Origin of the sequence: Staphylococcus sp. HMSC068C09 (genome assembly GCF_001813735.1) — a bacterium.
Classification (GTDB): domain Bacteria; phylum Bacillota; class Bacilli; order Staphylococcales; family Staphylococcaceae; genus Staphylococcus; species Staphylococcus hominis.
The window spans coordinates 1-11,722 of sequence record NZ_KV813745.1; the positions used below are offsets into that span (position 1 = coordinate 1).

The window sequence follows — 11,722 nt, forward strand, 5'->3', positions numbered from 1 at the left end:
GATGGCGCTTCTTTTGTTGTTACTTCTTCTGTTGTATTTTCTTCTGTTGATGTTGTAGCAGTTTCATTAGATGAGTCAATTTTTTGATTATTTTTGTCGTTATCATTCTCTATACTATTTAGAGAAGTATTTTCCATATGATTTTCTTCAGCTGCTTTTGCCTCATCGTCAGCGTGACCAAAAATCAATGTAGCACCAACTAATATTGAAGCTGTTCCTACAGTGAATTTTCTTATGGAGTACTTATTTAACTTATTAGAAATAAAATCCAATCTCTTGTTAATAGGACCTTGTCTTCTTTTACTCATAATTACCTCCTAATAATTAAATTATTCACATTTAAAATGTAAACTACATATAATATTATATGTAACTACACTTCTAGAGTAATGCATTTTATCATTTAACACAATACTTTTAAAAAATTTTACAATAAAAAAATAAATATTGGGTCATACAATAGATAGGTGTTTTTAATCTTTTTAAGTCAATTCACTTAAACAAGTTATAATTATCTACAAATGATATACAAACTTTCTCGTTAAATAAAAAAAGAGCGATACTTATCGCTCTTTAAACTAGTTTCTTCCTTTATAAATGTATTTTTTTACATTATTATAATTTATTTTAAATGTTCGTACGGACTGTTATTTACAAATGATACAATTTGATCAACAAATAATTTTGCGCGTAATTGGAATTCTTCGTCATTTAAATACAGTGTGCCATCTTCTAATTTTGCATAGTCCGAATCGTGTGTTGCAATTTGTGTAGGTACAGCAATACCTAATAAACTACGAACAATGACACGTAAATGTGAGAGTGGTTCTGAACTTACGATACCGCCACTGTTACCAATTAAGCCCACTGGTTTCATTTTGACATAATCCATATTAATATGATCTAACGCATTTTTTAAAATGCCTGAGTATGAACCATGATAATTTGGCGTACCAAAAATTAGAAAATCCGCTTCCATCGCTTTATCTTGGAACTCTTTTGTATTCGCTTTAATTTCCTCTGTTGAATGTGTTGTTCCTGAAAAATCAAGTTGATTTAATGGTCTTTCAGCTAAATCAAAAATATCTACGTCGACATCATGATTATCGAATTGTCCTGTTAAATATTTAGCTAGTGCATTGGTATGTGAACCTACTTGTGCACTTCCTACTACGATAAGTCCTTTCATTTCGTTCTAACACCTCTTAAATATTATTTATTTCTCTTCAGTTAAAACTTTTATAATTGCTTTACCTACACCACTATGTTCATTGGTATCTGTAACCAATTTAGCTATAGCTTTCACTTCGGGCATCGCATTGTCCATCGCAACAGGATAGCCTACGCGTTCAAGCATGGATACATCGTTTAAATTATCACCTAACGCCATGACATCTTGTAAGTCAATATGAAGTTGATTAGCAATAGTTTCTAATGCAATTCCTTTTGAGCATCTGAATGCGTAATTTCTAAATTACCACGTGATGATGATGAAACAGCAAGACTTGATATGGCCGATAATTCTTTTCCAATACGTTCAATTTTTTCAAGATCTGGATTAAACGCCAGTACTTTCATTATCAGTTCTCCCGGAATATCTTCAATATCCTTGTAATTATCGACAATTTTGAGTGTCCCGTTATCTATACGTTTTTGAATCCCTGCTTTAATCTTTTCAACATCACCTTGTTGGCCTGCATTTCTTGCAATATCTAAATAGATATCTAAATCACGTGTTGGATCTTCTGTATAAATCCCTCTATTCGTATACACTTGGTAGTACACGTCTTCTCGATCAAGAATCGCTTTAATTCGTTCTACTAATTCATGATTTAAATGAGAGGTATTCATAATATTGAATGATTCATCACGTACTTCTGCACCATTTAAACAAATATAAGGCACTTTTAAATCTGTTTCAGCCATGGGCGTGCTTGCTTCATAAAACGCACGACCCGTTGCAATGACTACTGTAATCCCTTTTGATTGAGCATATTTAATCGCATTAATATTTTCTTCTGAAATTTCATGTGCTGCATTTAACAGTGTCCCATCCATATCTGTTGCAATCAGTTTAATCATGCCGTTACCTCATTTCATTAGCTCAACTTACAGCTATTATATTTTAGAACATACATATTCAGTGAACACAATTACAAAATTTAAATTTGTTTTACCGCTCCTATTTTAACAAATTTATCATCTTTTGTACGGTGATGTGTTTCTTTTAACTTTTTTAGCTCTTAAATCACGGAAAAATTGTCTCAATAAATTGCTACACGCTTCTTCTAACACACCCTGTTCAACAATTGCACGATGATTAAATTGTGGTTGTTGTAGTAAATCCATTAAACTACCACTGCATCCTCCTTTAGGATCCATCGCGCCATATACAACTCGTGGTATACGACTCATTACAACCGTTCCAGCACACATGACACAGGGTTCTAATGTGACATATAATGTACAATCTTCTAAACGCCAACTTCCTATGACTTTAGCTGCCCGTTCTATTGCTAAGTGTTCAGCATGAGCAGTAGGCTGTTTCAGGGTTTCTCTTAAATTATGGGCACGTGAAATAATGTCATTATCTTTAACGATCACTGCTCCGATTGGAACTTCACCAAGCTGTCGAGCCTTTTTCGCTTCTTCAATTGCACATTTCATGTAAAATTCATCATTTGTCATATGTGTCATCCCTTACTTATGATAAAATACTCAATGTCTATTTTAACATTTGGAGATGTAATTATGAATAAACCATTTATTGCAATAGAAGGTCCGATTGGCGTTGGCAAATCGTCTCTTACTCATAAAATTAGCCAAACCTTTAATTATTATGAAGAAAATGAAATCATTAATGAAAACCCCTTTCTTTCTGATTTTTATGATGATATTTCAAAATGGAGTTTTCAAACTGAAATGTTCTTCCTTTGTAATCGTTATAAACAAGCACAAGATATTGCAAAAATTAATCAAGGTGTGGTAAGTGATTACCATATTTATAAAAATAGAATCTTTGCCCGCAATACACTTAACGAATCAGAATTTGATAAATTCAATCGTATTTTCAATATTTTAACTGAAGATCTTGAATTACCTAATATGATCATCTTTTTAGATGCTGATTTAGATGTACTGAAACGTCGTATTGCTAAACGTAACCGTAGCTTTGAACATCAAATTGAAGATAGCTACTTACTTAATTTAAAAAAGGATTATTTATCATTTTATGAAACATTAAAAAACGACGGTGCTAATGTGATTTTAATCGACACTTCTGATTTAGATTTTGTACAAAATGAATCAGATTATCAATTGATTTTAAACCAAATTAAACCCATGATAGGAGATATAAAATATGAATAATTACGGTATCCCTCAAAATGCAATTATTACAATTGCTGGAACGGTAGGCGTAGGAAAATCTACATTAACTCAAGCGCTTGCTGATAAACTCAATTTCAGAACTTCCTTTGAAAATGTAGACCATAATCCCTACTTAGATAAATTCTATAATGATTTTGAACGTTGGAGTTTCCACCTGCAAATTTATTTTTTAGCTGAACGTTTTAAAGAACAAAAACGCATGTTTGAATACGGAGGAGGCTTTATACAAGATCGTTCTATTTATGAAGATGTTGATATTTTCGCAAAAATGCATGAAGAACAAGGAACAATGAGTAAAGAAGATTTTAAAACTTACTCGGAGTTATTTGAAGCAATGGTTATGACACCCTATTTCCCTAAACCAGATGTTTTAATTTATTTAGATTGTGACTATGATGAAGTGATTGATCGTATTCATCAACGTGGCCGCGATATGGAAATGAATACTGATCCAGTATATTGGAAAAAGTTATTTAAACGCTATGAAAATTGGATTAACAATTTTAATGCTTGTCCCGTAGTAAGAGTGAATATTAATGAATATGATATTCATGAAAACCCCGACTCTTTAGATCCAATTATCGACAAAATTGCACATATTATTCAAACATATCGAAATGTAGATCATCGATAAAAAAAGAGAGACAGACTTTACTGTCTCATCTAGGCAAGAAGGACTAGAATTAAAAAATGGGTCTAAATACATGTTTAATTCAGTCCTTGGCTGCCAATATGTTATAAATGTAGAAAATAACCATTATACTTTAATCTCTTTTTGTTTAATTATTTTGTGTATACTTTTTTAATACTTCTGGTACACTCACAGCTGTTTCAATCACGTAATCAGCATCCACAAGTTCCTCTTTTTTTGCGATACCACTTAATACACCAATGGCTAAACCTAACTTTGCATTCACTTTAGTCTTCATATCATTATTTGTGTCACCTACAATGGCTACATCTTCCGGTTTAACATCGTAATGATCAAAAAGTGGCTTAAGTACTTCAGGATTGGGTTTTTCAGCCGCATGCGCTTCAGTAGAAATGACTAAATCAAACGCATCTTTAGAATGTGTTTCTTCTAAAAATTGTGTCACTCCTTTTTCAGAGTCACTAGTCACAATACCAATTTTATAGCCTTCTTGTCGTAATGATTGAATCATATCATAAACGCCATCTATCCAGTTATTTTCTGGTTCACGACTATCTACTAATGCTTGACTTGTATCACGCGTCCATTTAGAAACATCTTTTCCAGATTCATCATTAAATGCATGAACAATTTCATCTAACGATCCTGAACCCATAACAGAATCCGGACTAATCGTATCTTTAACAACGCCTAGTTTGCGAAGCGTTGCTTCTTTATTCGCTACAGGAAATGTGTCCAGGAAACTATTTACCAGGCGTACGCCAATTTTTTCCCAACTATGATCAAATTCAATTAATGTACCATCTTTATCAAATAATATCCATTCCATTTATATATACACTCCTTATTTTGTATTTCATTGTAATATACATTGTTCTTTTAAGTATAGTAAAAGAACTGCTTAGCATACGTTTATAAAAAAAGCCATACCTCTCTAGGTATGACTCAACTAAGAATATATAAAACTAGTTTTGAATAACGTTGGCATTACTATGCCTCAACGGGAATGAGACTATGTGTAAGGGAATAGTCTCTAAAAATATCATACATCACTTCATTTTTATTGCCTACAACAAGTTGATAAGTATCAACATTTCATTCCATTATATATTTATCATCTTACAGGTGCTATATTAAAAAACTCTACTTTTCCACAGTTTTTGCATTCTGTAATAAATGTTTTAATATTTGATGTTTCAGTATCGTCAGAAACTGGAGAAAATACAAATTTATCTTCATGATATTTAATTTTAGGTGCTATACAACATGTATCACGATGTTTTTTCTTATGAAAATCAGAAAATGTTTCAATTTCATTGTTTGAATATTTAACTTCAGTCATTATCATCACCTCTTATTTAATGTGTTTCAACTTTATCATAAACGATTAAAAAATTGTGCACAATTCCTTAATTGTTTACTTTTAATACCTAAATGTTAATTCGCTATAATTTAAATTATATATTAAGAAACACGCTTCTTATTTAGTAACTATATCTAAATAAAAAGCGTGCTTTACTAGTATTTAATGAAAATATATATTCAATTCGATTAGGGGGAAACAATTAATTAATTTCTCGGTTCACCATTTACAAGAATACCACTTACTAAATCATATACTTTTTTAATGAAATTAAAGATATCTAACATGGTTTTCATCTCCTTAAATATGTTTACAACTAATAGTTTAGTACATATTTTAATTGATGGGATATTTCTGCCTAAGTTGATATAATTCATGCTAAAATGTCTTGATTTCCCTATTATTTCATATTAAATGTTGCCTAGAAGTCCAAATTATTCATCAAGTTCCCAAAAAAATGAGAAAGATGTATTGAAAAATAACAAAAAATTTGCCTTATTGCTTTTATATCTATAAGTGGTTTAATTAATAGATAATACGGTGATTATAATCTTCACTAAAAAAATATAAAATTCTATAAAATATCTTTGTGATATGCTATTGAGTAATTTTAACAATGATATTCATCATATCATTACTAAAAATGAAAGGATATATTCATGTTAATCGTTATTTTTATTTTATTCGGAATCGGAATTGGATTATTTATATTAAGTTTCTTCTTAGCAGAAAATGAAGGACTCGCTTATAAAACAATTAGCAGAGGATTTTCTGCATTATTTGTATCACTTGGTATATTAGCATTAATGGGGTATCTCATTAATTTTATTTCTTCACATTATTTAAATATCTAATTCCTTATATTTTCTATTCTCAACAAAGTGGAAAGACATCATTTAAAGTTGTCTTTCCACTTTTTCAATTTACTTTATTTTATTATTGGTCTCTTGATGATACTTGAATCAAATATATATCGTATTAATTACTCTAAGATGATCCAAATCACGGATAAAAATTGGATTAAGGTAATCAAATAGAGCAACATCATAGTTAGCATTACTTTCATTGAAACTTAGTCTTACTAGTCGTGTACGAGTGAGGCTTTTTTTCGCATAAAAAAAGGAGCTTTATGCCCCTAAAGATCTATATCATTTAAATGAATTTCAAATGTTGAGATTACCTAAGTAATAATGGTATTAGGTATATGGTATTTGTAATAGAAGAAAAACACTAAGTCAAGGGTTGTCATTTAGGTAATCTCATTACTTATTATTACATAATAAAATTTAATTATCTATACTATTGAAATAAAAAATAATATTTTTTACATTTAAATCTAATTAATTATTAAAATGATAAAAAAATGTTTATCTTTATTTGTAAAGGGTATAATTTAATTAGCAGAATATTTTGTTATAATATTTTGCTCCTTATTTATTTTACGTCACCACTCTTACTTAGTTCGACATAAGCTATGTTAAGAGTGGTTTTTTATGCAAAAAAGAAGCCAACTCACTTTTTTATATGCTCCCCAAAAGTTGATCTAAAATGAAAAATAACAAGCTAGAAACCACGTAGTCATAACGTTTCCAGCTTGTTTTTATAAGTTATTTATATTCCGGCACAATGACTCTCCAACAATAAGTATATTTTATATATATTTATAACGATTTATAAACATTGTTATTTTAGCTTTTCATATCATTATTTTTACTCATGTTTAATGTATATTTTTAAATAACGTATTCAAAATAAAAAACGCCACTTTGTAAGTGACGTTTGAAACGAATTATTCAACTTGTCCGTGTGCTAATTCTTTAATGTTTAATTTTTTTATTTATTCCTTTTTGCGTTAGTCGCACTTACTAATTTCTCTAATTTTTTTTCAAGAAACTGTTTTTTACTACTATCAATTTCCTGTTTCTTTTTATTCATTTCTTGTTTCTTTTTCTCTATAATTTTATTCTTTTTAAGCCTATCATCGTCATCATATGAAATTTTCTCGCATATTTCATTCCAAGTGATAATTTCTATATCTGGCATTCTTTCTTTTTCTTGTTGAATAAAATCAAGATCAGTACTGTGAATTAAAGGGATTTTTAAATAATACGCAAAATATAAAGAAGCGTATTCACCAAGATTCTTTATGTTCTTTTGACTATTATCTATATCTGTAAAGCCTTTGAGACTTAACTCATGTCTAAAATGAGCTTCCATGTCTCCTAAATCGCTAGTTTTTAAAATTTCATAAGAAGTTTGATTAGCAACATATTTATTATATATGTATGAAAACTTATCGTTATTACTTTGAAATTTCACTATTTCATTATGCACTTGTTCAGCAAAACCAACTACACTATATTCGTTTAAGTAATCCACCTCTGCGTCACAATGACATGCATCTATCCATATATTTGCGTCACATACACATTTAATCTCATTCAATAATATTCAACTCCTCATCTATGAGGTTAAGAATACTTTCTAAATAATCTAATGTTATTTTGTTATCTATATAATTTTGCTTTAAATCTTCTATAAAAGAACTAGATATGTAATCGGATTTAGGTATATCGTATATTGAATAATCTAAACTTTCCTCTTTACAAAATGCAATAAGTTTTTCATGATTATTTCTTTGACCTAAATTCATTCTGTTACGATTAAACTCATTAGGGTAAACCTCATATAAAGCTCTAGCTACATTCATATAAGAAGCTCTATAATAATTCTGTAATTGAACAATTTCCCTCTTTCTTATAAATTTAATATTTATATTGGATGATAAAATTACATTTTTTAAATTATTTCTGTCTATAAGAATTTTAGATGCAAAATTATCTGCTTTATACTCCATTTCTTCATATTCAATAGCATTTTTAGAACTTATATGGCCTATATCGTTAGTGTACCAATGATATATTTCATGCCATAGTGATTGGTTTTGTCTAGCATAGTGATGATTTCTATTTATAAAAATGCACTTATAATCGCCTATATTTAAATGGAAGCCAGATATATCATTATCTAATTTTTTTCCTATAATAAAAAATCCCATGTTCTCAATAGTTAAATAAGAGTTTTCAATGGGACTTTTTATATGAGGATAGTCTTCTTTAAATTTTCTTACTGTTTCAGTAACTTCATTTTCAAGTTCTTTCTTTCGAGATTTAGAAATTTTATGTTTTTTAGACATTTATATTACCTCTTAACTTACTTTGCTGTACCATAATTTCAAACAATTTAATGATATTTTTAATATCCTTTTCTGATCCAGTACCTCTAAAGCTTACATCAGAAATACTCTCTACATCAAAAATTTCTTTTTTGTCGATATCTAGAATTTCAGCACATTGTAAAAAGAGTTTTTTGTCAAAGATAAAATTCCCCTCAATAGCTGTTGCTAAATCATCGTATCCTTCATTAGTTAAATTTATCTTTCTCTCATTAATTAGTGCTACTAATTCATTTTGGGTATACTTTGGAATATTTGTAGCTAGCACTTTAATCTCCTCCATTATCAACACATCATATTAAACATAAAAATAACAGCGATTTTTACGCTGTCACTGTGTTTATAATTTCTATATTTCATACACAAAAACAGCGTTTAAATTTCTGCGTATTTCTTAAGATGTGTTACGTTTAATAACTCTTATTATTATAATAAGTCATTTTTATGCTTTTTACTATACATTCACTCAAATTTTGTCAAGTGCATTTAAAATTATTGACACGTAATATTTATTAATAACCACATTGTTAAATCGACAAGCTGGTTAATGCTGCAATCCCAAATTAGGACTGCACTCGTGTATTAATATATGCTTAAATTGGGAATGTGCCAATGTATCGAAGCGGTTGCTACTTCTCCTTACCTAACGTCGCAAGTTGCGACACATGGGGGAACGTTTTGTTCACTCATCTATGGGGTAGCGTTTCACGACCTCATGAATAAGGGGATAACGTTTCGTTCAGTCCTTACTTAGATCAACTAACAAAGGGCGTCGTGTTTCCCTACTCCCTTTTATACATGACTGAACGAATTGTTCATGCAGCTACCGTCACGAATGGTTACGGCAGTGTATAATAAAATGTATGTCTATTAAGTGTAGTAGATGTATGTTAAAATAATTCGTAGTTAACATTGCTTTCATTGAAACTTAGTCTTACTAGTCATGTACTAGTGAGACTTTTTCGCATACAAAAAGGGGCTTTACGCCCCCTAAAGAATTATACTATTTGAAAGCTTTTGAAATATCGAGATTGCCTAAACATACAGTATTTTCAATGGAGAAGAAATACTTAGTGGAAAGGAAAGAGTCGCCAGTTAGACAATCTCAATTATTATTATTACACACTAATTTTTATTTAGCCACACTATTATAATAAAAGTCATTGGTTTGTATGTAATAAAGTAATAAAAACGTTTCACTCCTTACTTTTCATCTACACTCTCACTTAGTCCGTCATAAACTAAGTTGAGAGTGCTTTTTTACGCAAAAAAGAAGCTAACCAATTAAGGCTAGCTCCTATGTCGTCGAAGTAGAGTAAAAACTCTAGGTATATAAGGATTTTAGAAGTCATTAAACCTCTTTTACTATTATCTCATTATTTATATATTTGTCTACAATAAAATAAAAAGCTATGCCCAATGGACATAGCCAAGAAAAATGACTCACATATAGAAAAATATAATATAGAAGTGCTTCATAAGGGAACAACTTCTAATATCATTATAGGCATTGAATTTATTCATTGTCTACAATTTTTACAGTATCTATAATTTTTTTACATTCTCACTCCCCAAATTTGGGGAATGAAATTTATTACTAGGTCATTTATAAGCTGCGTACTCAAGTTGAGTACGCAGCTATCAGTAATTAATTATCCCCTTTTTCTTTTCTTCTACTTAATTTATATATCAAATAAATAACTACAACCGTAATCGTAAATAAGTCAAAAGACGATAAAAGTGATTTATTAAAAGATTGATTTATCCAAAAGAAGCGGATTAGAAATAATAAAATTGATTGTATTATTAAAGCAAAGAAAATATTAATGACTGGTTTATCTTTAATGAAGTTATACACAATATAAGCTATACAAACAATAGTTATGATTAACATTAAAGCTTTTGCCATTGCTAATACCCCTTTTTAACTTTACATTAGCATATCATTGTATTATTTGTATTTTAATAGTTTCACTGTTCAGATTTGGACTGTGAAATTCACTGCGCACATTTGCGCCATGAGATCATACATCATAAATGTATGCTACGTTGCCATTTTGACTACGCAGAAAAGCCACAAATGCCTTTTCAGAATTAGATAACCAACATTTCGGTTTTCTGTTTATATTCTATTGAGCCGACATTTCGGCTGTATTAATCTTAATTTTAGAGAACGAATATTTTCGTTTTCTAATGCACTAACTTAGTGCGTTAGCTATTGAATTGATTAATAAGCTTATATTTAAATCTCTGATACGCTAACTTGACGTATCAGCTTTTAGAAGCGAAATACAACTTTCAATATATTTACTTAGCCCAAATTTGGTTTCAGTAAATGGACTTATATTACTGAGCTACTTTTGAGCTGAGAAAGTATATTTACTCAGTACATTTAGATTGAGCAATAAACTAATATCCTCAAATTTGGGGATATTAAAAAATAGTAATAAGTCCACTGAACAGGTTAAACCACTTCCCTATTTTAAGGTACTGATTACAAGCGGAATTTTAAGTACGTTTGTTATTATATGAAATGTAAAGTTTTGACAAGTTATAAATAAAAAAGACTGCACCCAAGGGATACAGTCAGTTTATTAAAGGATACTCGATTTTGAGTAGTAAATTTCAGTAGCTGCATTCATTGTCTTATAAAAGGCTCTAAATGTAAATAGAAAACGCTTACTTTTATATTATAAAATTTAATAAATCATATTTACATTTCTTTTTCAACTCTGTATTATTTCTATATAATATCAAGACAAGAAGAAACTCGTTTTCAACTCGTTTCTAAAAAACAAAAACCCCCCCATTTCTGAGTGAGTTAAAAAATATAAAAAAGGTTTAATAAAATATGAATAAACTATACAATTTTTTTACAATTCTATTAATCATCATTTCTTTGACTATAATCATTAATTCAATATTCGTAACCAATGGACAAATTAAAACTACAATCAATGTCAGCATGTTTATCTTAGTTATTATTATGGCAATTGTTGCTTTACTATTCAGATTTATAAACAATAAAAAATAAAACAATAAATAAAATTGCTTTATTCCAATTGCTTTATTGACGTTGAGC

The 11,722-nt window shown here is 29.4% G+C and carries 13 protein-coding genes and 1 pseudogene; 3 read left to right on the top strand and 11 right to left on the bottom strand.

Annotated features, from left to right (window positions below; translation table 11 throughout):
* The 4 genes and pseudogenes from HMPREF2930_RS01975 to tadA form a co-directional block, all read right to left on the bottom strand.
* Positions 1-308, bottom strand: a 308-nt coding sequence (locus tag HMPREF2930_RS01975) for a YSIRK-type signal peptide-containing protein (protein WP_083297534.1), incomplete at its 3' end; no start/stop codon positions are given.
* A gap of 314 nt (positions 309-622) precedes the next feature.
* Positions 623-1,189 (bottom strand): NADPH-dependent FMN reductase, encoded by a 567-nt coding sequence (locus tag HMPREF2930_RS01980; RefSeq protein WP_002455716.1) that lies wholly within the window; start codon positions 1,187-1,189, stop codon positions 623-625.
* Positions 1,190-1,216: 27 nt separating this feature from the next.
* A pseudogene (locus HMPREF2930_RS01985) lies at positions 1,217-2,082 on the bottom strand (HAD family hydrolase).
* A 117-nt stretch (positions 2,083-2,199) separates the two neighbouring features.
* The gene (gene tadA, locus HMPREF2930_RS01990) at positions 2,200-2,688 is read right to left on the bottom strand and encodes a tRNA adenosine(34) deaminase TadA (protein WP_037541123.1); all 489 of its coding nucleotides are present in this window, start codon (positions 2,686-2,688) and stop codon (positions 2,200-2,202) included.
* 63 nt (positions 2,689-2,751) lie between these two features.
* On the opposite strand from tadA, the gene HMPREF2930_RS01995 reads away from it, so the two are divergent.
* Positions 2,752-3,369, top strand: a complete 618-nt coding sequence (locus HMPREF2930_RS01995; protein WP_017175351.1) for a deoxynucleoside kinase — start codon at positions 2,752-2,754, stop codon at positions 3,367-3,369.
* Positions 3,362-4,024, top strand: a complete 663-nt coding sequence (locus HMPREF2930_RS02000; protein ID WP_002449060.1) for a deoxynucleoside kinase — start codon at positions 3,362-3,364, stop codon at positions 4,022-4,024. Before HMPREF2930_RS01995 ends, HMPREF2930_RS02000 begins: the two co-directional genes overlap by 8 nt.
* 145 nt (positions 4,025-4,169) lie before the next feature.
* Here the strand turns inward: HMPREF2930_RS02000 and HMPREF2930_RS02005 are convergent, their stop codons facing one another.
* The 3 genes from HMPREF2930_RS02005 to HMPREF2930_RS11505 form a co-directional block, all read right to left on the bottom strand.
* The gene (locus HMPREF2930_RS02005; RefSeq protein WP_017175350.1) at positions 4,170-4,871 is read right to left on the bottom strand and encodes an HAD family hydrolase; all 702 of its coding nucleotides are present in this window, start codon (positions 4,869-4,871) and stop codon (positions 4,170-4,172) included.
* Positions 4,872-5,156: 285 nt separating this feature from the next.
* Entirely contained in the window at positions 5,157-5,384 is a 228-nt protein-coding gene (locus HMPREF2930_RS02010) for a hypothetical protein (protein ID WP_017175349.1), read from the bottom strand.
* A 227-nt stretch (positions 5,385-5,611) separates the two neighbouring features.
* Positions 5,612-5,782, bottom strand: a complete 171-nt coding sequence (locus HMPREF2930_RS11505) for a hypothetical protein (protein ID WP_155979871.1) — start codon at positions 5,780-5,782, stop codon at positions 5,612-5,614.
* 282 nt (positions 5,783-6,064) lie between these two features.
* On the opposite strand from HMPREF2930_RS11505, the gene HMPREF2930_RS02015 reads away from it, so the two are divergent.
* On the top strand, positions 6,065-6,259 hold the full coding sequence (locus tag HMPREF2930_RS02015; RefSeq protein ID WP_017175348.1) for a hypothetical protein: 195 nt from the start codon (positions 6,065-6,067) through the stop codon (positions 6,257-6,259).
* A 979-nt stretch (positions 6,260-7,238) separates the two neighbouring features.
* Here the strand turns inward: HMPREF2930_RS02015 and HMPREF2930_RS02020 are convergent.
* The 4 genes from HMPREF2930_RS02020 to HMPREF2930_RS02035 all read right to left on the bottom strand — a co-directional run bounded on the left by HMPREF2930_RS02020 (position 7,239) and on the right by HMPREF2930_RS02035 (position 10,549).
* Complete coding sequence (locus tag HMPREF2930_RS02020) at positions 7,239-7,850, bottom strand: hypothetical protein (protein WP_017175347.1); 612 nt, start codon at positions 7,848-7,850, stop codon at positions 7,239-7,241.
* Positions 7,843-8,601 carry an ImmA/IrrE family metallo-endopeptidase gene (locus HMPREF2930_RS02025; RefSeq protein ID WP_017175346.1) on the bottom strand — a complete coding sequence of 253 codons (759 nt, stop codon included), beginning with the start codon at positions 8,599-8,601 and terminating at the stop codon, positions 7,843-7,845. Before HMPREF2930_RS02025 ends, HMPREF2930_RS02020 begins: the two co-directional genes overlap by 8 nt.
* The gene (locus HMPREF2930_RS02030) at positions 8,594-8,908 is read right to left on the bottom strand and encodes a hypothetical protein (RefSeq protein WP_017175345.1); all 315 of its coding nucleotides are present in this window, start codon (positions 8,906-8,908) and stop codon (positions 8,594-8,596) included. Before HMPREF2930_RS02030 ends, HMPREF2930_RS02025 begins: the two co-directional genes overlap by 8 nt.
* 1,380 nt (positions 8,909-10,288) lie before the next feature.
* A complete protein-coding gene (locus HMPREF2930_RS02035; protein WP_017175344.1) occupies positions 10,289-10,549 on the bottom strand; it encodes a hypothetical protein in 261 nt (86 codons plus the stop codon).
* Positions 10,550-11,722: the final 1,173 nt, after the last annotated feature.

Excerpts from the sequence above, each read along its gene's own strand:
- HMPREF2930_RS02005 (WP_017175350.1), bottom strand. The coding sequence starts at position 4,871 with ATGGAATGGATATTATTTGATAAAGATGGTACATTAATTGAATTTGAT.
- tadA (WP_037541123.1), bottom strand. The coding sequence starts at position 2,688 with ATGACAAATGATGAATTTTACATGAAATGTGCAATTGAAGAAGCGAAA.
- HMPREF2930_RS01995 (WP_017175351.1), top strand. The coding sequence starts at position 2,752 with ATGAATAAACCATTTATTGCAATAGAAGGTCCGATTGGCGTTGGCAAA.
- HMPREF2930_RS02000 (WP_002449060.1), top strand. The coding sequence starts at position 3,362 with ATGAATAATTACGGTATCCCTCAAAATGCAATTATTACAATTGCTGGA.
- HMPREF2930_RS02025 (WP_017175346.1), bottom strand. The coding sequence starts at position 8,601 with ATGTCTAAAAAACATAAAATTTCTAAATCTCGAAAGAAAGAACTTGAA.
- HMPREF2930_RS02010 (WP_017175349.1), bottom strand. The coding sequence starts at position 5,384 with ATGACTGAAGTTAAATATTCAAACAATGAAATTGAAACATTTTCTGAT.
- HMPREF2930_RS02015 (WP_017175348.1), top strand. The coding sequence starts at position 6,065 with ATGTTAATCGTTATTTTTATTTTATTCGGAATCGGAATTGGATTATTT.
- HMPREF2930_RS11505 (WP_155979871.1), bottom strand. The coding sequence starts at position 5,782 with ATGAATTATATCAACTTAGGCAGAAATATCCCATCAATTAAAATATGT.
- HMPREF2930_RS01980 (WP_002455716.1), bottom strand. The coding sequence starts at position 1,189 with ATGAAAGGACTTATCGTAGTAGGAAGTGCACAAGTAGGTTCACATACC.
- HMPREF2930_RS02035 (WP_017175344.1), bottom strand. The coding sequence starts at position 10,549 with ATGGCAAAAGCTTTAATGTTAATCATAACTATTGTTTGTATAGCTTAT.